Below are 19,947 nucleotides of genomic sequence, written 5' to 3'. Positions count from 1 at the left end.
TCAGTATAAAGAGGTGATTCTTTGAAAAACCCTACTCTTTCATCAAGAAAACACCGCTCCTTAGAAACGAAGAAGAAACTATTACACTCTGGTTACACTATTTTTATAAATAATGGATTTCAAAAAACGACAATTACACAAATTATTAAACATGCAGAAACTGGTTACGGAACAGCATATGTATACTTCAAAAACAAAGATGATCTCCTAATTAGTTTAATGGAAGATGTTATGAATCGTTTTTATAATATCGCTGAGCGCTCTTTTTCTCCACAAACAAAAGAGGAAGCACGTATAATGATCCAAAATCAAGTTAGAGCATTCCTGCAATTAGCAGATGAAGAACGCGCTATTTTGCAAGTTGTAGAGGAAGCGATAGGATTATCAAGAGAAATACGGCAAAAATGGGATGAGATTCGGGAACGTTTTATAACAAGTATTAAACAGGATATTACTCACTCTCAAGAAAGTGGATTAGCACAACCTAATTTAAATAAAGAGATTGTAGCACGCAGTTGGTTCGCGATGAATGAATCGTTTCTTTGGACTATTACGCAAAATGATAAAAAGATTAACTTAGAGGAAATTGTGTATACGTTAACGGAGATGTATACGACCGGGTTATATAAATAGCACACCTTCAATAAGGAAGGTGTGTTATTTTACATCTATAAAAATATATTATCTGGGTATGGTAGCGCTAAAGTAGGCTTTTCAGAAAATGAGAAATATTGTAGTTTTAAAGATTCACCATCTATCGATTTCAGTTTTCCACTAGTAATTTCACATTCAAACACAACAACAATATATTCTACTTGATCGCCATTCGGATATATATGACGGAACCTTTCCCCTCCAAATACCCCTTTTTGTTTTTTTACTCGTACTTTCAATCCTGTTTCTTCCCATACTTCCCGAATTACTGCTTCTTCTGGAGTTTCCCCAGGTTCAATTGCTCCAGCTGGCAAACTCCAGTATTCCCCGCCAGGATATTGAAACAAAATATCTCCCTGCCCATTCTTTATAACAGCAGCTACACTCGGTATTAGAATTAGTTCATGGCCTAATTGCTCACGGATTTTTTTATAATATAGCGACATCGACATATAATTCTCTCCCACTCCAATAATAAACAACTGTATTTTCTGACACCTATTGTATAATAATACCAATAGCAATTTCTATATAGAAAGGATAAGAAAATTACTCCCCTTTATATCTGCTACACTAGATAATTTATACAGTTCTAAACCTCGCGTTTTCCATTCTTGTGAATCTTGTTTAATTATCTTTTTAAAATATTTTAGTAGTGGCCATAAAGCATACTCCTTATGATCTACATAACTAACAACATCCCATTTTAACTTTTCATTAATTTCACTCATAAGTTCGGGTATTACTACTTCACCATATTTTTAAAACATTCATGAGTTTCTTCGTAATTTTAAAATAAAGTTTGATTAAAAATATCGTGTTAACCCGTATTCTATGGTAAATAAAAGAATCCATTTTGAAAAAGATTGATCAAAATGGATTCTTATCCAGCAGGTTTATGTTTTGGTTTTATAAAAAAGTTTGATCATTTTCTATCAATGAAAACAATTAATTGACTATTTTTATTATGAAAAGGTCGGAGCAGGAAATTCATCAATTTTGATACGAAGTAAACTATAAGGTTTCTGTCGTAAGTCTTTTCCATAATGAAATCTAGGCTGTCGATGTAATTGGTTCACAATGACATACAAATATTGATCCGGACCAATTGAAAAAGTATCCGGCCACAAAATTCTCGGATCATGTGCGATAGTTTCCATTATGCCATTTGGCAATATCTTACGGATACTGTTGTTTTCATAATCTCCAGCATAAACAGTTCCCTTTGCATCAGTGATCATTCCATCAGACGCACCTTTTTCTCCCCAATACTCCACATGATAAGGTAAATTCATGTCCGGTATCGTTCTGTTTCTCAGGGCTTCTGTTGAGATCGAGAACAAATGCCGACTGGTTAGTGGAGCAAAAAATAATATCTTTCCATCGGGAGAAATCGCAAGACTATCAGACGCCAACCTAAATGGAGAAGTTGAACCGTCTTTGTTTCGATTCATTAAAATTTGACCTTCTACTTTCGGTAAAAAATAGGGGTCGGGTGAAGTTGAATTTGCTCCATTTAACCGTCTAAACGCGTTTCCATTTGATAAATCTACGACGATAATAGCTCCTGGTCCTCTCGAAGAAGAATCCGTTATATAGGCATAACCTGCTTTTCCAACACGAAAATCAAAACGGACATCATTCAGATAAGTTGTAGGCAGGACAATATCTTCTGTAAAGGTATATACTTTTCTTATTGTATTGGTTTCTAAATCAACAGCGACTAATTTTGCTCCCCCTTTAATAGGTTCAGAAAAATTGGGTGCCGCTGTATCTAATATCCAAAGCGTTCCCCTTCCATCAGCAACTACACTTTGGACACTGATGAAAGTCATTGGGATATTCTCGGGGTTAGCCAAATTGGTTTGTAAATTAGGATAAGGCTGCAATTTATCCTCAAAAATTTCCGCCACCGTAAATTTAACATCGTCTCCCCATTTCGGAAAGCAAATGAAAATACGACCGGTTTCTGAAACAGTAACACCTGTAGGCATAGCCCCATAAAATGCATAAACTAGTTCTAAATTACCGAAATATTTTTCACTAGGTAACATAGGTTTCATAATATCCTCCTCAAGCGTTCAAACGGGATATCTCCTATATATGATTTATATTTTTTCTAGTGCATGTTTCTTAATAAGTTTTTCTATACGAAAAGATGATTGAATTGATTGTTTTCGAAATTTAATAAGTCTGTCAGAAGAAAGGAAGCATTTTAATTTAAAGGTCTCCAGATGAAGTAGAATTCAATTAGCAGGTAGCGAAGTTCAATATTCCCGAATCAACGTTAAGCTGGTATAAAAAATGGGGAAATTTCCCCATTTAAATTTGTGAAAAAATGTACTTAAGCTAAACTGCCCGTTAGTTTAAGTGTAACACTTCACAAACAATATTTTGAGTATTCTTATTATTCCTGTTTCCTCAACAATCTGGCCCTTTAATTGAACAATAAAATAAAGGTGAGTACATATTAGTCATGTCTAATATGCGCTCACCTTTATTTTTTTAGGATTTTTAGCTTTTAGGTCTTGATAATAATTTTTAGTGGTTTTATTAACAATTTATATTTAGTAAATGTGCTTTTCATGAATTTGATATAAGTCAAAAGAATTTCCTGTCCAATATAACTACGTATGTTAGCCCACTTCTTCTTTATCCAGTCTACTGACAATTCCAACTATAAATTTATATTCAACCCTCCTCTTCTTATCTTTCTTAAACCCCTCTTTCGTATCAAAAATAAAACAAGTTTTCCGAAACCAAATACGTATGTATAAAGACTCAAAATAAATAGGTTTTATAATTCCTCGTTCTTCAAATTCAGTTCCATCTTTATTTTCAGTTTCCGTTCGAACGAACCACCTATTCCCGATTCCAATTTCAATGTACTTCACACACTAACCCCCATTAGGAAATTTCCCTTCTAACAATTCTATTATTTCCCCGGTAAGCGCACATTCCGACAGAACATGAGCCCACAAAGAAAAAGTAGATTACAAAAATCTACTTTATAACTTATATTTTTGCATTCGTTTATAAAATGTACTACGGGGTACATCTAATAGTTTTGCAGCTAATGAAACATTTCCGTTTGTCTTTTGTAATGCTTCAATCATGCTATCACGCTGTATTTTTTCGCGAAAATTCAATGTATGTTCGGTTTTATTTTCAACTTGTAACTCAAGTTGTTGTTGATTTCCCATCATTGTTTGTATCAAAAAAGCGACTTGTTTTTCGCATATTTCCCGTCCTTGCGACAAAATGTAAATGCGTTCTAATGCATTTACTAGTTCTCGAATATTTCCGGGCCATGTATGTTGTAAAAATTGATTACAAATACTCTTCGGAAATACAACATTCCAATTCTTCCGTTCGCAAAAGTGTTGTATAAAATATGGAATATCCTCTTTTCTTTCTATTAACGATGGAACATATAGTGGATAAACATGTAAACGATAATATAAATCTTGACGGAATTTCCCTTCTTCTACTAACCTTAGTAAATCTTTATGTGTGGCAGTAATAATACGAATATTTACTGGTACCTCTTTTGAACTTCCTATTGGAGTTATTGTGCGTTCTTGTAAAACACGCAATAAGGCTACTTGCATCTCTGGTGGTACTTCACCAATTTCATCTAAAAATAATGTTCCTCCATTCGCTTGTTCAAATTTCCCTTTATACCCTTGACGTCGCGCACCTGTAAACGCACCTTCAGCATAACCGAACAATTCACTTTCCATTAATTCTTTAGGCAAAGAACCACAATTAACAGCTATAAAGGGCCCGTCTTTTCTTGGACTATTTTCATGAATCGCTCTCGCGACATATTCCTTTCCTACTCCTGTCTCACCACATACATACACACTAGCATCAGTCGGTGAAACAAGCTTAATTTCTTCTAGTGTGTGTTGAAATGCTTTGCTTGTCCCGGTAACTCCTGGAAAAGTAATTCCTTTTATAAATGTGAAAGCAGAATATGTATTCATTTGTTTGTTTTCCTTTAAATACATACATTTCCCGATCATTCTTTCATTACTATATACCGGTATCTCTAATTTAGTTTCCAATCCATGGTGCACTAAATCTTCAAGTTTCATTCTTGACCAATTAGTTACTCGTTCCCGAACGCTCTTACTCGCAGAAACGATAACATCACGATGATTACAAATAACTACTTGTTCATCACTATCAATGACATCTAAAAAACGATGGATTAAGTGTAATTCATTTTGATGAACTCTTATGCTACATTCACGTTCAATCGCATGTGCAATTGAAGTTACCATACCGAGCATATATGGATGTGAAAATTCAATTGGACAGGAGAAATCTAGAATACCAATTAATTTCCCGTCATCGTTATGAATGGGAGCAGCCGCACAACTCCAGCTATGAGATGCCACGGAGTAATGTTCAGTACCACTTATCATAATAGCTTCTTCAATTTCTAGCGCTGTTCCTATTGCGTTTGTCCCCACAGTTGCTTCCGTCCATTTTACACCTTCAATAAAATTAATATGTTTCGCTCGCTTTAACGTTTGTTTATTTCCACTTAAGGATAGAACATAACCATCTGGATCGATTAATAATGCCATCATTTGTAGTTCATCAATGGTTTTTCTCAAATTTTGTATTTGGGGTAATGCTATATCAAGGAAAATTTCACTCTTTTTCTTTTGTTCTCGAAAAATATTAGAAGACAAAACTTTCTGACCTTTATTCATGTGAGGATTAACATTAGCCTGTTTACATCGATGCCACGATTCTGAAATTCTTTCATTTATGCGATTTGAATCAAGAACACCTTCATTAACAAACTTTTTCCATGCATGTAAGTAAAACGGTGAAGCTAACATTGTATCATCTCCCTTTTAATTGTTTTGGAGATTTATAAAACATACTTTTATTATAAAACTGAATAAAAGCGTTTTCAATACAACTAGCAATACGACACAAATATGTTAATAATTTGAATATCCTAATGCACTTCTTTATTCTTTTTAGTAGCACTATATTTTGTATAATGGACGCAAACAAAATACATAACCAAAACCACTTTTGTGGATTACCATTTATAAAGAAAACAATCACGGCTATTGCAAATAAAATAGCGGATGCTAAACTAAAATATAATTTTGTTTTAATTTCTATTATCCCTCACCCCTCTGTTACTTTACAGTACATACTAACTCTTCATTTTTCATCTCTACTATGTACTCCTGTAAAACATATTCTTTCCCGCCATGGTTTTCATACCATTCATGTATTCCTTTAATATGCCTCTCGTCACTTCTAATTTTCGATTCTATTTCATTATACTGTTCATAACTATCATATTCCCATATGGCAAATACTTCAGACGTACCATTCTTATTATCTTTCATCCAGCGTCCTATTAGCCTAGAACCATGCTTTAATTGATTAGGTAAGTTCGTATTATTGAAATGATCATTAAATACTTCTATGAATTCATTTTTCACTACATAGTACTTCCTTCTGTAAAACATACTTCTTCACCTCTTTCATGAAAAGTATTAGTAAATCTTCCCATCAATACCGTATTATAATACTTTCCATCCGATAGTCTTTTGTCATTTTTCAAAATGCCTTCTACTTCAAAACCTAATTTTTTATACAGATGAATAGCTTTCTCGTTTGTCTCTAATACTTGTAAAGATATTTTATTTACTGCATTTTCGTCAGCCCATTTAATAGATTGTTGTAATAGGCTCTTACCCATTTTATATCCCCAAAACTCTTTTAAAATGCAAACGCCAAACTCCACTTTATGAGATAATCTCTTAAAATTTGATCCTTCACACCTTGAAAATCCAACGATTCGATTGTGCACTTCTGCAACTAAAAAGAGATTCTTCGTCTCTTCACTATCTGTTTTTATTATTTTTTGAAACCCTAGGTCATCTATAAATCCCTCTCCAGCATCTCTATCCATATTTTCAGTTTCTCCATCAATCTGAACTCTAATTTTCGATAACTGGTCAGCATCTTTCTCAGCTGCAGAACGAATTGTATAAGTTAATCCATTTATATGAAACTCTTGCTCTTTTACAATCATGTCAAACTCCTTTCAAATGAATATAATGGCGCTATTACAACTTGTTTACCTTGCTTCTCAAAGTCCTGAACAGTTTCTTTACTAGCCTCTTCGTCAGTTATAATAATGTCAATTTTTTTTAGAGACTCTCCTCTTATAAAACAATCTATTCCAAGTTTATTATGCGGAACTAAACAAATATTTCTTCTAGCAATTTCACTTACTCTTTTACCAAAATAAGCAACTTCAGGTGTTGCGGTACTAATACCTTGTAATGAAATGCCTCCACCTGTAGAGAAATACAGATCAATAGAAAATCTACTTATCAATTCAGAGGCAAGTGTATCAGTAATATTCCCTGAAGGTTTTACTTTTCCGCCAATTAAATACGTATCAATATTCTTATATTCTCGTAGATAACCAGCTATTTCTATAGAATTCGTAATAACCGTAAATGATACTTCCGGTAAATATTTCAGCATCGCATTATGAACGGGAGCCCCGCCAATAAAAATTGAATCACCTTCTTGTATATAAGATACCGCAACTCTTGCAATTGTGTCCTCATATATTGAGCTATCACTATAACGTTTAGCTGGTTCCGCGGCTAAATTTCTCACTCGCGTAAGTTCAATTGCACCTCCGTGCGTTCTTTTTAATAAACCATCCTTTTCCATAATAGACAAATCTCTTCTTATAGAATCAATAGACATATCAAATCTTTCCGCAAGATCCTTTGCGATTACTCTTCCAGCTGTATTAAGTAGTTCTAAAATTTTCTCTCGACGCTCTTCAGTAAACATGTTATCACCACCGTTATTGAAGATTCAGAAACTTAAACTTTATTTTAATTATATGCATGCCTCTTCTGTTTTACAATATTTTCAATTCTTATTTATTCCGTTTTATACAGTCTTCTCCCTCTTTCTATCCTGTTAACTTGACAACCAAATAAATGTATATCTGTATATTACGCAAAAATACTTCCATTCACCTTCCTATTGATGTAAAATTATTCCTATGTTTTACTTTTTAATATAGAAAGGGATTACTATGAAATCATTAATCAAAACGACATGTACAGCATTGTTATTTACTGGAATATTAACAGGATGTAATAGCAATACTACATCAAAACAAGAAAAGAGCGCTCTCGAAAAGAATGCAATGCACTATGGAGAAATAGTTAAAAACGAATACTATAGAGCGACAGTTGAGAATGCAAAGTTTGAAAAAATAGACAAAGAGCGGCGCCTTACTACTCGTGTTATGATTAATAATGTTCGAGACGATGGACAAACTATTGATCTTTCGGAAATAAAATATTTCATACAAGATGAAAAAACTGGTGAGAAATATGAAGGTGAAGCTCATCCGATAGATGACGAGCACTATAAAAATGTTCCACACGAGTTCTCTTTAACTACTGACGTTGTATTTGAACTGAAAACTTCACCAAAAGATTTAAATAATATGTATTTATACATAGATAGCAAAGCAGCGCCGTTAACAGATACATATTGGAAGCTTGATAATTTAGTATCTAAATAGAAAGACCAGTCTTACATGACTGGTCTTTTACATTCATACATTTAACTTTCATTAACACTTATATTCATTTTCTAATAACAACTTGAATAACATCAGCTAAACCAGTGTGCCCTTTCCCTTCAATTCGCTCTTGTTCGCCATTAAAGAAATGAATTACCTTATGTTCTTCACACCAAGTAAGGATATCAATTGGATCATACAGCATATCAACATCTTTTGGTCCACCAGTACCATAGTTTATTTGTTTTTTTGAGTAAACTTCAAACATAATTAAACCACCAGGCTTTATCGTTTGTATCATTTTACCTAATATCATTTTTTTATAATCATCATGAAAATGTCCAAATACCATAATTGCTGCATCATATTCATTTTCTGGCAAACTATCAGCTAATAAATCTACTTTTTTTGTATGCACGTTTACGTTATGCTTCTCTGCCAATTTTTTTGTCTTCTCTAATCCATCTTCCGAATAATCAATAGCTGTTACTTCGTTCCCTTGTCTTGCTAGAAATACAGCATTTCTACCTTCTCCTTCCGCGAAAGCTATTACTTTATTGTGATTTGCTAAACGAAATGCTTGTTCTTTAATAAATGTATTAGGTTCTTCCCCGTAAAAATATTCATCTGATTTATATCGATCATTCCAAAATTTAGTCATCATCTTCTCTCCTTCTTCATATCATTTTCTAACTACAATTAAAGATATCAAAGAGTCTTTTTATCCTTAATTAATTTAAAAATAAAAGCAGATTAAAAATCCACTTTTATTTTTTTCGCAAGATCTACGATTTTTTGATTTCGTAACTCTTCTTCCATTTTCTCTTCTGCTGCAAGCATTACTTCATTAATTAAACATCCCGGTTTGTCATGTAAACAACATTCAAACAATGATGTTTTACCTTCAATTGCATGTATAATATCTAAAAATGAAATATCTTCCCAATTCTTACTAAGCGAGTAACCGCCCTTTGGACCAGATGATGAATGTATCATCCCTTCCTTCGTCAACTTAGTTAGTATTTTAGACAAGTACGTTGGTGAAACATTTTGCATTTCTGCTAATTGGTGAACACTAACTAACTTATTTGGTGTAGCCTTTGCCAGAAAAAGTATTGTATGAAGAGCATAATTTGTAGCTTTAGAATATTTCATAGTACAGCCCCTATTGTAGACTTCATGTATCTACAATAACTTTATTTTTTTATTATGTCAAACGTTTGTAATGCTCCATAAAAAATTATTTATTCACAAGTAATACATCTGTCGCACAAATCGTCACTTCTCTAAATGGACAGTCAAATAAAACACCTAGTTCAAAACCATCTTCAGTAAGAGCTATTTCATGATATAACCACCAAGCATTTTCAAAGTTTTCCGGCATAGAACAATTTGTTACTCCTATAAAGGTTACTTCAAGTTTATCAAATTCACTAAAAGTACCACTGCAATCTAATACGATAGACAAAGTATCTTCTGATTCTCTCTTTATTACTTTAATTACACTATCGTGTAGTGATGTCTTGTGTAACTGAGCGACATTTGACGGAAGTTTTTTCTCAATGGAATTAAAATATTCTACGTATGATTGATCTAATTGTGCCATTCTTTTCTCATAATCTGTTGTCCACTCTTGCATACGTTTTTTCAGTTCACCTGATGGATATTCTGAATTAATTGTGATGTTTTGTATAATTGAGTATATCGATTCAGGAAGGAATTTTAATAAATCTATTTTCCTTTCCTCTATTTCTTCCTTTAAACTTTGTATATCCATTTCCGACCATTCTTTTATAGACTCTATAAAACTTACAAATTCTAAAACTTGCATTTTTTATACCATTCTCTTGTAAAATATTTCAATGACACCTCTCCTAAAATATCTTTACATCCAGTAAAAGCAATACATCCACTTATTATATCATTCCAATAACCATTTTTTCTAAAGAAATAATGTAAAAATGTAAATATTCCGTCTATTATTTCTAAAAATTCAGAATATTTACAAAAGTATAAAATTAGAATACATTTTAGCTGTACAAGATTCACCTGTACAAAAATTCAAACAAAAAGGGATGGTTATATGTTGAAGAAATTAGTAGCAGGGACATTAGTAGCGGGTTTTGCACTAACTGGAGGACTAGGTGCGGTAAGTGCTGAAGAAAAAAGTAACACAATTAAGTCATTTGATTATTTAAAAGTGGATGAACAAAATGTTAATTCCTTTGCAAAATTAAGTGATCAGGATAAGAAAGATATCCAAATTACTATGGTATTACCAGAGCAAAATGAAAATGGAGATTGGCTAGCTTATGGTTTTACTAGCCGTGAAACATTGGATGCGTATATTGCAAAGGATAAAAAAGCAATTAAAAATAATATTAATCCTTTAGGTAGCGGTGCTGGTAGTACTGATTTTTACGAACATAAAGATAAAGGTGGTCAATATATTTACTGGAGCAGCGGCTTTAAAAACTTACCATCTAGCTGGAATGACAGAATTTCTTCTGTAAGTACAGCCTCACCTTCTGCAAGTTATTCAACGACACTTTGGGAGCACACTTCAACACAAGGATATGGAAAAGGTGTTATATTTAAACACGCTGATTGGTATGGTAAAACTGCTAATTTAGCTCCTGATTGGAACGATATTACTTCAGCGATTGAAATTAAAAAATAATAAGATATTCTATTAATAAAAAATCAAACCACTATTCTCTTATTTGTTTAGAGAATAGTGGTTTATTATATTTCCATTTAAGCATGTACAGCATGTCCTACCGCTTGCATTAACGCTTCATGAATTGCTTCTGATAAAGTAGGGTGTGCTGCAATATAATCTCTCATTATATCAGCGGTAACTTCTGTATGAATCATTACGGTTCCTTGACCAATAAGTTCAGTTGCATGAGGACCGATAATAGAAATCCCTACAATTTCTTGGTATTTAGGTTCTACAATGACTTTTACTTTCCCTACTTGTTCTCCTAAAATAAGAGCTTTTCCGTTCGCTGTAAAAGGAAATTCTCCGATGAGAATATCACCATATTGTTCTCTTGCACCTTTTTCACTTAACCCGACACTAGCTATTTCTGGAGCTGTGTATATACAACGGGGCACAGCGTGATAATTTACTTTCACGTCTTCTCCGCTTGCGTGTAATGCTGCTGTCGTTCCTTCATGGAAGGCAACGTGAGCAAGCTGAATTCCACCAATCACATCACCAGCTGCGTAAATATGCGATACGTTCGTTTGCATATGTTCATTCACAGCAATCCCTTTATTTGAAAACTGAACCCCTGCCTTTTCTAATCCTAATTGTTGCACTCGTGGTTTTCTTCCTACAGAAACAAGAACAAATTCTGGAGTTACTTCATGAGTAATTCCCTCGTATTCAAATGAAGCTTGCTTCTTATAGTTATTTAAACCTTTTAAAACTGCTCCCGTAAAAATTTTCACCCCATCTTTTTCTAATTTCTCTCTTAAAGTATTCGCGATATCTTCATCTTCACCAGGTAGTAATTGCGGTGCCATTTCAACTATCGATACTTTTGTGCCAAGTCTACTATAAATGCTTGCAAACTCGCATCCTATTACACCACCACCAACGATTAACAATGAAGATGGTACACTCTCAAGAGACATGGCATGGCTACTATTTAAAATCCATTTTCCATCAAACGGAGCGAATGGTAATTCTGTAGGTTCGGAACCAGATGCGATAATAAAGCTCTCTCCATCAACTACTTCTTCTTTATTTCCTTGTACAACTCGCATACGATGATCCGTTTCGAATTTCGCTTTTCCTTTTACAACTTTAATTTTATTTTTCTTCATTAAATATTGTATTCCTTGGACAAGTTGCATTACGATTTGTGATTTTCTCGCCTGTATTTGATCCCAATCAATTGATATACTTCCTGTATTAAGCGTAACTCCATAATCATTCGCTTTTCTCACAATATCATGTACTTCAGCACTTTCTAACAGTGATTTCGTCGGCATACACCCAACATTTAAACATGTTCCGCCAAGGTCAGCTTCATCAATAAGAGTGACATCTTTGCCATTTTGAGCCGCGGTAATTGCTGCTACATAGCCAGCTGGTCCGCCTCCAATTACAACTAGTTTACTCATTCTCTCACCTTCTCTTTATAAAAGAATTGTTATAGGTTCTTCTAAATAATGTTTAATTGTGCGTAAAAATGCAGCTGCTGGTGCACCGTCTAGTACACGATGATCGAATGTTAAACTTAAAGGTAACATACTACCTTTTTTTAATTTTTTCCCTTTATATACAGGAACATGTTCAATTGCGCCAATACCTAAAATGCCAGTCTCAGGTGTATTTAATACCGGTGTGAAATATTCAATACCAAAGCTACCTAAATTACTAATTGTAAATGTCGTTCCGTGCATATCATCACTACTTAAGCTACCTGCTCGCGCCTTTTGTGCCACATTCTTAATCTCTTTAGACAACTCTACTAAAGATAAATTATTTGCAAAGCGAATAGCTGGAACGATTAACCCTTTTTCTAATGCGACTGCCATGCCTAAATGCACATGTTCAAATTGATGAATTGCATCATCTATATAAGCGCTGTTCATTTCTTTATGCTCTCCAAGTGCTAATACAGCAGCACGCGAGACAAAATCCGTAATGGTTAATTTATTATCATATCTTTTTTGTACAATTTTCGCTATTTCTTTATGTAAAGCAACTAAATCTGTTACATCTACTTTCATCGTTAACGTTAATTGTGCGCTATTTTTTAAGCTTGCGTGCATACGATTTGCGATCGCTTTACGCATACCAGTAACAGGAATCACGTTACTTTCTTCTTGTTCAGATATTTCCGGAACGATTCCTCTTACCTCAAGTGCTTTTAATACATCTGCCTTTGTAATCCTTCCGCCAGGACCTGTACCAACTAATGCCTTGATATCCAGATTTTCAGACTTTGCAATTTTCTTGGCTACAGGTGAAATTTTAATTCTTTGCTTCGATACTTCTTTCCCATTTGCTTCTTGATTTTGTACATTTTGTAATTCTATATTAGATGTTTTTTCTTCTACAACATGTGTGCTTTCCTGCATTTCTACCTTTTCATTCGGTTTACCGATGTAGCAAATTACAGTACCAGGCGGCACTCCTTCATCTTCACTTACAGCTATATCAAGTACCGTACCATCAGCTGGCGCTTCAATTTCCGTTTCAATTTTTTCTGAATTAATACTAGCAATTAGTTCTCCTTTTGCTACATTATCGCCTGCTTTAATATTCCAGCTCGTAATAATACCTTCTTTCATCGCCATACCTAACTTCGGCATTACAACTTCTACAGCCATGTCTCTCTCTCCCTTCTCATCGTTTTATTACACATGTAATAAAGATTGGTCTCCAATCATTTCTGATACAGTTTCAATTACTTTTTCTGGTGTTGGCAAATACAACTTTTCAAGTGGTGGTGAGAACGGAACAGGTGTATGTGGTGCTGTAATTCGTTTAATAGGTGCATCTAACAAATCAAAACCTTTATCCGCTACAATTGCCGCAATATCTGTTGCAATACTACATCTAGGATTCGCTTCGTCAATGACGATAAGACGATTTGTTTTTTCAACAGATGATAAAATAGTATCTTCATCAAGTGGTGATAAAGATCGTGGATCAATTACTTCTACTTCAAGCCCCTTTTTCGATAATTGCTTTGCAGCTGCAAGCGCTGTATGAACTTGCTTTCCGATTGCGACAATTGTTACATCAGAACCTTCCCGTTTAATATCTGCTTTTCCTAATGGAATTGTATAGTATCCTTCTGGCACTTCACCTTTCATATTGTAAAGTGTTTTATCCTCAAAGAAGATTACTGGATCATCATCTTCAATTGCCGCTAATAATAAGCCTTTTGCATCATACGGTGTGGAAGGAACAACAACTTTAATACCTGGTATGCTCGTAAATAATGCGTACAAACTTTGTGAATGTTGAGCTGCTGCACTAAAACCAGCGCCATGCATCGTACGTACTGTAACGGGTACTTTTGCTTTACCTCCAAACATATAACGGAATTTCGCACCTTGGTTTAATACTTGGTCAAGACAACTACCGATAAAATCATTAAACATTAACTCAGCTATCGGACGTAACCCAGTTGCAGCAGCTGCCATCGCAGCTCCCATATAACCCGCTTCAGAAATTGGTGTATCCAATATACGATTTCGGCCAAACTCTTGTACAAGTCCTTTCGTAACACCAAGAACACCACCCCAAGCTTCATCATCTTGCAGGTGATCAACTTGTGCACCTCCTGCAACATCTTCACCTATTAAAATTACATTTTCATCACGACGCATTGAGATTTTCATCGCTTCATTAATTGCAGTTGACATACTTACTGTTCTAGTCATAATTTTTCACCCTCCTCTTATTTGTAAGAAACGTATACATCTTTTAATAATTCTTCATCGTCTGGGTATGGACTATTTTCACTAAATTCAATGGATCTTTGTACTGCATCATCTACTGCTTTTTCCATATCAACAAGTTCAGATTCTGTTAATAAACCTTCATGAATTAAATGCTTACGGAAATTCACAATTGCATCTCTTTCGTTTAAATGTTCTTCTTTTTCTTCTGATGTTTTATATGTTTGTGCTTCACCTTCGAAATGACCATAATTACGATATGTCATACATTCAATAATTGTTGGACCATCACCATTACGTGCACGTTCCACTGCTTCTGCAGCAGCTTTATATACAGCTAGAAGATCTTTTCCATCTACTTGAACACCTGGAATATTATAAGCTTTTGCACGATCAGCAATAGAATCACAACTTGAAGCATATTCAAATGTAGTTGCTTCACCGTAACCGTTATTTTCTGCGATAAAAATAACTGGTAACTTCCAAATCGCCGCTAAATTAACCCCTTCATGAAATGTCCCTTCATTATTTGCTCCGTCACCGAAGAAGCAAACACTTACATCTTTTGTTCCTTTATATTTAGCTGTTAATGCTGAACCGCAAGCAAGTGGGAACCCCCCGCCTACAATGCCATTCGCACCAAGCATTCCTTTATCTAAATCGGCAATATGCATGGAACCGCCTTTACCTTTACATAATCCTGTCGCTTTCCCGAAAAGTTCAGCCATCATACCATTTAAATCACAACCTTTTGCGATACAATGTCCATGACCTCTATGTGTACTTGTAATACTGTCACTATCTGTTAAGTGGGCACATACACCAACTGCTACCGCTTCTTCACCTGCGTATAAATGAACGAAACCTGGCAAAACGCCTTGCGCGAACAATTCATGCACCTTATCTTCAAACTTACGAATCTCTAACATTTTTTCGTACATCCAACGAGCTTGTTCTTTCGTAATTTCATTCCCTTTACTTTCAGTTGTTTTTAACATGTCCAGCCCTCCTATTTTCTTGTTCGTCTTTTATATTGCAAGTACCGTGCCAAATTCTAATCCTTGTTTTAATAGGTTTTCTCTATCTTTTAACAATAAAAAAGTGGACAAAATGAGACGTTTGTCTCGTTTTGTCCACTTTTGTTCCCTTAATAAGAGAATTGTTACTTTATTCATTATCAAAGCTCTTCTGTAATTTTCGGATGTAAATAATTTGACCAATATGATATGCATTATGAGTTGTTACATTCGCTAGCACTTCCCACCACTTTGCAGAAACAGGAAATCCCACTACATCACTTTCAACCTTTTCTTCATTTATGAGATTTTGCCATTGTAACAGTTTTTCTAGTAGTTTTTCCCGTAATTCATCGAAAGTTTGATTATCTGAGAGCATAAAACTTTTGTTATTATCTCCTATAGCGGGTACTGCATTCACATTTGATTCTTTATACCTAGTTTGCCACGTAGAGTTCCAATACAGTAAATGTTGTACGATTTCAGCTATACTATTACTCTCTTCATTCGGTTTCCAGAAAGCTTCCCTCTCAGATAAATCCTTAACTGCATCTGAAAATGGCATATACCAACTGGGATCATTTGCATTCGCTAATAGCTGATCTGCTAATACAGCTTTTACATGGACCATTTTTCTTCCCTCATTTCATTATCATATTAATATACACTACTCTATATACGCTGATTCCCTATAATCCCCTTTTTTTACATACAAATTGGTTTCATAATGAATGTAAGAATAATAGATTTTCTTATCATAACTCGTTATGATAAAAGAAAAAGAAAGCTGGCGAAAAATGAATAAAAAAATCGCAATAATTACTGGAGCCTCAAGTGGATTTGGACTATTAACTACACTCGAACTCGCAAAAAAAGATTATTTAGTTATCGCTACAATGCGAAACCTTGAAAAACAAGGAACCTTACTATCCCAAGTTACTCAACTTAACTTACAGCAAAATATAAAAGTTCAACAATTAGATGTAACAGATCAAAATTCTATACATAATTTCCAATTATTTTTAAAAGAAATTAATAGAATAGATCTCCTTATAAATAATGCAGGATATGCAAATGGGGGCTTTGTAGAAGAAATCCAAGTAGACGAATATCGAAAGCAATTTGAAACGAACCTTTTTGGAGCTATATCAATTACCCAGCTTGTTTTACCATATATGAGAAAACAAAGAAGTGGAAAAATCATTAATATAAGCAGCATTAGCGGCCAAGTTGGATTCCCTGGTTTATCTCCTTATGTATCTTCAAAATATGCATTAGAAGGCTGGAGTGAATCGCTTCGCTTAGAATTAAAACCTTTCGGAATAGATGTCGCTTTAATTGAACCTGGTTCTTACAACACAAATATATGGGAGGTTGGTAAACAACTAGCTACAAACCAATCTGATACTACTTCTCCTTACAAAGAATATATGGACAAAATACAAAAACATATTAATAGCGGCAGTGATACATTTGGTAATCCAATAGATGTTGCTAATAAAATCGTTGAAATTGCTGAAACAAAGCGTACTACTTTACGATATCCTCTTGGAAAAGGTGTAAAATTTATGATCTTTACGAAGAAGATTCTTCCTTGGAGATTGTGGGAATACCTTGTTTTGAGAAGCTTTAAGAAGATGTAAATATAAAGAGTAACTATCAAGATAAATAATGGTAGCTACTCTTTTTAAATATTCATCATGAAAAACCAAAACGACATTAGTATGTAGAAAGAGGATCAAAATAAAGTAACATTGAAACCATAAAAACAAATGCAAAGAATCCAATTATAGAAAGAATATATTCCTTTGTCTCTCTGCTATACTTCCATTCCATCCATACGCGTAATAAGGAAATTGCTCCAAAATAAGTAAGTACAGCAATTCCTATATTAGCATTTTCTACTTTGAACAGATAAATAAAACTTACTATAAGATATACGATAAAAGACCTATTTCTAATTTTACATGTAAACTATTTACATGCTTATATATCAAGCATTGCCCTTTGGCATATTTAGTTTTTCTTAAAAACTTTTCTAAAAAATATCCTCCAATTATCATAATAATAACTATAATCCAAATAGTAGAGTTGCCCATTGCATTCCCTCCTATTAAATTAATTATGTTTTCGTAACAAAATGGATTATATATTTTTAATATATAGATAATGTATTCATTTTCTTTATCTTCTTTAGTAGTAGTTTTATCAAGACATGTTTTATGTATTGTATAACAACAATCTATTTCCCATCCCTTTTGTTTCGGGATGTTTAATCCTTTTTCTTTCTATTTTTTCAAAAACGAATATAGATAGTACCGATAAAATTAATAGAGTTATTTTTATAATTGACAGAAAACCCTATCCTTTTATTTTCTTACTTGCATTTTCTCCGGCTGATCACTCGGATACGTGGCATTCCTTTTATTTTCTACGTCCCAACTAATAATTGTCGCACTATCACGTCCCAACTGATGATGCACGTGTTCTAAAACATTGTGAATATTTTCTTTAAGTGTTTTATCATTTCTGTTCATAGCATTATACAAATTTACAGGTGTTTCATATCGGCGTTCCCCGCATTCTAATACTCCATCTGTCACCATCACAATTCGGTTCTTTCCAGTACGTAATTCACGAATACCTGATGAATAGCAAGGCACAGGTAAATCAAATGTGTTTACATTTCCAATCCATTCGTAAAAATGACGTTGATTTAATGCATATTGTCCTAACTTATGTAACTCTTCATGAAATACATACACTAAACAATCACCGATAGAAAGCCACCATATATAATTTTCTTTCCTTACACATAGTAAGCAAGCTGTTTCACCTTTAATTTTTTACACTTTTCCTTAAATGAAGATGACTTAAAATTGTAAGTATATGATTTTCAACAGACTGAAATACTGAATTAATTGGTTCATTCAAAATTACTTTTATATTTTCATATTCTTTTTCGATTGTATTTACTACTAAATCAACACTTTCTGCACTATTATGTCCATCTAATATAGCTGCAAATTCCCACTCACCATTTGACCAAACTAATGCACCATCTTCATTCTTTTTCGCTCCGGCACTAATATTCCCACCATATGCACCGAGCACGATATCACCATATTGCTTTACCGAAATTTCGTCTAAACACATTTCTCTACTTCCAACCCATGAATGTTGTCTATTATTTTTTGTATGCATATTCACTCACCATATACTCTCGTATTCTTTCGCATAGTTTTTTGATTTTCGCTGCGTCACCATATGGTGCGCCAGTCCATTTCGCTATCTCGCTTGGTGACCAAAACTCTTTTGGTGTATTCGGATAACGCGGAATTATGTTTCTTCACTATCCCAGTGGACATGTCCAACGTAAATGAGTTCATCTTCGTAAATAGCTCCACCTGGAACTATAATATTTCCTTTATGCTTTTTGCAAATGAAGCAGTTTTGTTCTACTTGATTGTTTGTTGACATGTCCATCACCTTCCTTTTCATATATAATATCACAAAAAAAGGAAAAACAGGTTTTGTATTCCGAATTTTCATTCTTTTGATACAGCAATTTTTGAAACGAATTTACACCTCATTATTTCTTCAAAAACGCAATCCCAATTATAATCCCAATCACAATTCCGATTACTAAATTATTTGTAAAGTGCCCTTGAAATACACCAATTACAACCCCTATACCGACACCTATTGCCAAAGCATCATTTCTTTTTTTATTTTTAGCCAAAATTGCATCTCCTCCCATCATTTCTCCCTAAACAACATGCATTCACTTAAATGTATTAATATACGCACTATCTCGCTTGAATCTTTTCAAAAAATGCACTTTAACTTCATATATAATATTTTCCATTTTCTGTACATACTCCTTTTATAATGAAAAAATTTCAAGTAACCATTAAATATATATAGGCATTTACTATAAGAAAGATCCGTAATTTATTGAAGGGGGAACGATTCAAATGCATCCTCATTGGAATCGTTCCCCCCATCCTGTAAGGAATACATTGCATCATGATTCACAATATATGATGCAATGTATCGCAAGTCTTGAAAATCAATTAACTAAATTAATCTCATTAATCGAGGAAAATAATCAATTCATCAAATCAATGGAACAACAACAAAACCAAGTTTGCGCACCAGCTGGAGGTTCTGTTATCGTTCGTATGTGATCTGGATGCAATAAAAAACACACTTTGTATTATAAAAGTGTGTTTT

The 19,947-nt window shown here is 33.8% G+C and carries 21 protein-coding genes and 4 pseudogenes; 5 read left to right on the top strand and 20 right to left on the bottom strand.

Annotated elements, in window-relative coordinates; all coding sequences use genetic code 11:
• Positions 1-21 precede the first annotated feature (21 nt).
• On the top strand, positions 22-633 hold the full coding sequence (locus IQ781_RS02285) for a TetR/AcrR family transcriptional regulator (RefSeq protein WP_000795497.1): 612 nt from the start codon (positions 22-24) through the stop codon (positions 631-633).
• 35 nt (positions 634-668) lie between these two features.
• On the opposite strand, the gene IQ781_RS02280 is transcribed toward IQ781_RS02285, so the two are convergent.
• The 7 genes from IQ781_RS02280 to IQ781_RS02250 form a co-directional block, all read right to left on the bottom strand.
• Positions 669-1,106 (bottom strand): NUDIX hydrolase, encoded by a 438-nt coding sequence (locus IQ781_RS02280; RefSeq protein WP_000062936.1) that lies wholly within the window; start codon positions 1,104-1,106, stop codon positions 669-671.
• Positions 1,107-1,619: 513 nt separating this feature from the next.
• Complete coding sequence (locus tag IQ781_RS02275) at positions 1,620-2,717, bottom strand: L-dopachrome tautomerase-related protein (RefSeq protein ID WP_000803863.1); 1,098 nt, start codon at positions 2,715-2,717, stop codon at positions 1,620-1,622.
• A gap of 573 nt (positions 2,718-3,290) precedes the next feature.
• Positions 3,291-3,548 (bottom strand): DUF3977 family protein, encoded by a 258-nt coding sequence (locus tag IQ781_RS02270; RefSeq protein WP_000873841.1) that lies wholly within the window; start codon positions 3,546-3,548, stop codon positions 3,291-3,293.
• Between the two features lie 114 nt (positions 3,549-3,662).
• Positions 3,663-5,513 carry a sigma-54-dependent Fis family transcriptional regulator gene (locus tag IQ781_RS02265; protein ID WP_061457324.1) on the bottom strand — a complete coding sequence of 617 codons (1,851 nt, stop codon included), beginning with the start codon at positions 5,511-5,513 and terminating at the stop codon, positions 3,663-3,665.
• A gap of 312 nt (positions 5,514-5,825) precedes the next feature.
• Entirely contained in the window at positions 5,826-6,164 is a 339-nt protein-coding gene (locus IQ781_RS02260; protein WP_000499992.1) for an NIPSNAP family protein, read from the bottom strand.
• The gene (locus tag IQ781_RS02255; RefSeq protein WP_139846764.1) at positions 6,137-6,733 is read right to left on the bottom strand and encodes a GNAT family N-acetyltransferase; all 597 of its coding nucleotides are present in this window, start codon (positions 6,731-6,733) and stop codon (positions 6,137-6,139) included. The genes IQ781_RS02260 and IQ781_RS02255 overlap by 28 nt, the downstream gene beginning before the upstream one ends.
• Positions 6,730-7,515 (bottom strand): DeoR/GlpR family DNA-binding transcription regulator, encoded by a 786-nt coding sequence (locus tag IQ781_RS02250; RefSeq protein ID WP_061457326.1) that lies wholly within the window; start codon positions 7,513-7,515, stop codon positions 6,730-6,732. Before IQ781_RS02250 ends, IQ781_RS02255 begins: the two co-directional genes overlap by 4 nt.
• 250 nt (positions 7,516-7,765) lie before the next feature.
• Here IQ781_RS02250 and IQ781_RS02245 point away from each other — a divergent pair, with 250 nt between their 5' ends.
• Entirely contained in the window at positions 7,766-8,263 is a 498-nt protein-coding gene (locus IQ781_RS02245; RefSeq protein WP_000838466.1) for a hypothetical protein, read from the top strand.
• Between the two features lie 64 nt (positions 8,264-8,327).
• Here the strand turns inward: IQ781_RS02245 and IQ781_RS02240 are convergent, their stop codons facing one another.
• From IQ781_RS02240 to IQ781_RS02230, 3 genes and pseudogenes are all read right to left on the bottom strand, one after another.
• Positions 8,328-8,927 (bottom strand): class I SAM-dependent methyltransferase, encoded by a 600-nt coding sequence (locus tag IQ781_RS02240; RefSeq protein ID WP_002041261.1) that lies wholly within the window; start codon positions 8,925-8,927, stop codon positions 8,328-8,330.
• Between the two features lie 89 nt (positions 8,928-9,016).
• Positions 9,017-9,418, bottom strand: a complete 402-nt coding sequence (locus IQ781_RS02235; RefSeq protein WP_000877642.1) for an Rrf2 family transcriptional regulator — start codon at positions 9,416-9,418, stop codon at positions 9,017-9,019.
• Between the two features lie 85 nt (positions 9,419-9,503).
• Positions 9,504-10,126 (bottom strand): annotated as a pseudogene (locus IQ781_RS02230) (DUF4085 domain-containing protein).
• Positions 10,127-10,346: 220 nt separating this feature from the next.
• Here IQ781_RS02230 and IQ781_RS02225 point away from each other — a divergent pair.
• The gene (locus IQ781_RS02225; protein WP_000914433.1) at positions 10,347-10,943 is read left to right on the top strand and encodes a hypothetical protein; all 597 of its coding nucleotides are present in this window, start codon (positions 10,347-10,349) and stop codon (positions 10,941-10,943) included.
• Positions 10,944-11,020: 77 nt separating this feature from the next.
• On the opposite strand, the gene lpdA is transcribed toward IQ781_RS02225, so the two are convergent.
• From lpdA to IQ781_RS02195, 6 genes are read right to left on the bottom strand one after another with little or no spacing between them, the layout of a single operon-like run.
• On the bottom strand, positions 11,021-12,400 hold the full coding sequence (lpdA, locus tag IQ781_RS02220; RefSeq protein ID WP_139846763.1) for a dihydrolipoyl dehydrogenase: 1,380 nt from the start codon (positions 12,398-12,400) through the stop codon (positions 11,021-11,023).
• 15 nt (positions 12,401-12,415) lie between these two features.
• Positions 12,416-13,615, bottom strand: a complete 1,200-nt coding sequence (locus IQ781_RS02215; protein WP_000257766.1) for a dihydrolipoamide acetyltransferase family protein — start codon at positions 13,613-13,615, stop codon at positions 12,416-12,418.
• A 27-nt stretch (positions 13,616-13,642) separates the two neighbouring features.
• On the bottom strand, positions 13,643-14,677 hold the full coding sequence (acoB, locus tag IQ781_RS02210) for an acetoin:2,6-dichlorophenolindophenol oxidoreductase subunit beta (protein WP_000198898.1): 1,035 nt from the start codon (positions 14,675-14,677) through the stop codon (positions 13,643-13,645).
• Between the two features lie 17 nt (positions 14,678-14,694).
• On the bottom strand, positions 14,695-15,693 hold the full coding sequence (gene acoA / locus IQ781_RS02205; protein WP_000921277.1) for an acetoin:2,6-dichlorophenolindophenol oxidoreductase subunit alpha: 999 nt from the start codon (positions 15,691-15,693) through the stop codon (positions 14,695-14,697).
• A 30-nt stretch (positions 15,694-15,723) separates the two neighbouring features.
• The gene (locus tag IQ781_RS02200) at positions 15,724-15,870 is read right to left on the bottom strand and encodes a hypothetical protein (RefSeq protein WP_001045414.1); all 147 of its coding nucleotides are present in this window, start codon (positions 15,868-15,870) and stop codon (positions 15,724-15,726) included.
• Positions 15,863-16,342: a DinB family protein gene (locus IQ781_RS02195; RefSeq protein ID WP_000233778.1), complete on the bottom strand. Its 480-nt coding sequence runs from the start codon at positions 16,340-16,342 to the stop codon at positions 15,863-15,865. The genes IQ781_RS02200 and IQ781_RS02195 overlap by 8 nt, the downstream gene beginning before the upstream one ends.
• A 166-nt stretch (positions 16,343-16,508) precedes the next feature.
• On the opposite strand from IQ781_RS02195, the gene IQ781_RS02190 reads away from it, so the two are divergent.
• Positions 16,509-17,354: an oxidoreductase gene (locus IQ781_RS02190; protein WP_065382587.1), complete on the top strand. Its 846-nt coding sequence runs from the start codon at positions 16,509-16,511 to the stop codon at positions 17,352-17,354.
• A 76-nt stretch (positions 17,355-17,430) separates the two neighbouring features.
• On the opposite strand, the pseudogene IQ781_RS02185 reads toward IQ781_RS02190, so the two are convergent.
• The 4 genes and pseudogenes from IQ781_RS02185 to IQ781_RS02170 form a co-directional block, all read right to left on the bottom strand.
• Positions 17,431-17,810 (bottom strand): annotated as a pseudogene (locus IQ781_RS02185) (DUF4181 domain-containing protein).
• 270 nt (positions 17,811-18,080) lie between these two features.
• Positions 18,081-18,915 (bottom strand): annotated as a pseudogene (locus IQ781_RS02180) (PP2C family serine/threonine-protein phosphatase).
• Positions 18,899-19,212, bottom strand: a pseudogene (locus tag IQ781_RS02175) (hypothetical protein). Before IQ781_RS02175 ends, IQ781_RS02180 begins: the two co-directional pseudogenes overlap by 17 nt.
• Before the next feature lie 91 nt (positions 19,213-19,303).
• Positions 19,304-19,471, bottom strand: a complete 168-nt coding sequence (locus tag IQ781_RS02170) for a glycine zipper domain-containing protein (RefSeq protein ID WP_000508401.1) — start codon at positions 19,469-19,471, stop codon at positions 19,304-19,306.
• A 217-nt stretch (positions 19,472-19,688) separates the two neighbouring features.
• Between IQ781_RS02170 and IQ781_RS02165 the strand changes: the two genes are divergently transcribed.
• Positions 19,689-19,901, top strand: coding sequence for a hypothetical protein (locus IQ781_RS02165; RefSeq protein WP_065382618.1), 213 nt, complete (start codon positions 19,689-19,691; stop codon positions 19,899-19,901).
• Positions 19,902-19,947: the final 46 nt, after the last annotated feature.

The organism is Bacillus sp. N447-1 (assembly GCF_022701035.1).
GTDB lineage: Bacteria > Bacillota > Bacilli > Bacillales > Bacillaceae_G > Bacillus_A > Bacillus_A cereus.
The sequence above is the reverse complement of the archived record's forward strand: the minus strand, read 5'-3'. Positions and strand labels throughout refer to the sequence as shown.

Excerpts from the sequence above, each read along its gene's own strand:
- IQ781_RS02235 (WP_000877642.1), bottom strand. The coding sequence starts at position 9,418 with ATGAAATATTCTAAAGCTACAAATTATGCTCTTCATACAATACTTTTT.
- IQ781_RS02195 (WP_000233778.1), bottom strand. The coding sequence starts at position 16,342 with ATGGTCCATGTAAAAGCTGTATTAGCAGATCAGCTATTAGCGAATGCA.
- IQ781_RS02245 (WP_000838466.1), top strand. The coding sequence starts at position 7,766 with ATGAAATCATTAATCAAAACGACATGTACAGCATTGTTATTTACTGGA.
- IQ781_RS02240 (WP_002041261.1), bottom strand. The coding sequence starts at position 8,927 with ATGATGACTAAATTTTGGAATGATCGATATAAATCAGATGAATATTTT.
- IQ781_RS02280 (WP_000062936.1), bottom strand. The coding sequence starts at position 1,106 with ATGTCGATGTCGCTATATTATAAAAAAATCCGTGAGCAATTAGGCCAT.
- IQ781_RS02255 (WP_139846764.1), bottom strand. The coding sequence starts at position 6,733 with ATGATTGTAAAAGAGCAAGAGTTTCATATAAATGGATTAACTTATACA.
- IQ781_RS02215 (WP_000257766.1), bottom strand. The coding sequence starts at position 13,615 with ATGGCTGTAGAAGTTGTAATGCCGAAGTTAGGTATGGCGATGAAAGAA.
- acoA (WP_000921277.1), bottom strand. The coding sequence starts at position 15,693 with ATGTTAAAAACAACTGAAAGTAAAGGGAATGAAATTACGAAAGAACAA.
- IQ781_RS02170 (WP_000508401.1), bottom strand. The coding sequence starts at position 19,471 with ATGGGAGGAGATGCAATTTTGGCTAAAAATAAAAAAAGAAATGATGCT.
- IQ781_RS02200 (WP_001045414.1), bottom strand. The coding sequence starts at position 15,870 with ATGAATAAAGTAACAATTCTCTTATTAAGGGAACAAAAGTGGACAAAA.
- IQ781_RS02250 (WP_061457326.1), bottom strand. The coding sequence starts at position 7,515 with ATGTTTACTGAAGAGCGTCGAGAGAAAATTTTAGAACTACTTAATACA.
- IQ781_RS02265 (WP_061457324.1), bottom strand. The coding sequence starts at position 5,513 with ATGTTAGCTTCACCGTTTTACTTACATGCATGGAAAAAGTTTGTTAAT.
- IQ781_RS02225 (WP_000914433.1), top strand. The coding sequence starts at position 10,347 with ATGTTGAAGAAATTAGTAGCAGGGACATTAGTAGCGGGTTTTGCACTA.
- IQ781_RS02260 (WP_000499992.1), bottom strand. The coding sequence starts at position 6,164 with ATGTTTTACAGAAGGAAGTACTATGTAGTGAAAAATGAATTCATAGAA.
- lpdA (WP_139846763.1), bottom strand. The coding sequence starts at position 12,400 with ATGAGTAAACTAGTTGTAATTGGAGGCGGACCAGCTGGCTATGTAGCA.
- IQ781_RS02275 (WP_000803863.1), bottom strand. The coding sequence starts at position 2,717 with ATGAAACCTATGTTACCTAGTGAAAAATATTTCGGTAATTTAGAACTA.
- IQ781_RS02190 (WP_065382587.1), top strand. The coding sequence starts at position 16,509 with ATGAATAAAAAAATCGCAATAATTACTGGAGCCTCAAGTGGATTTGGA.
- IQ781_RS02165 (WP_065382618.1), top strand. The coding sequence starts at position 19,689 with ATGCATCCTCATTGGAATCGTTCCCCCCATCCTGTAAGGAATACATTG.
- acoB (WP_000198898.1), bottom strand. The coding sequence starts at position 14,677 with ATGACTAGAACAGTAAGTATGTCAACTGCAATTAATGAAGCGATGAAA.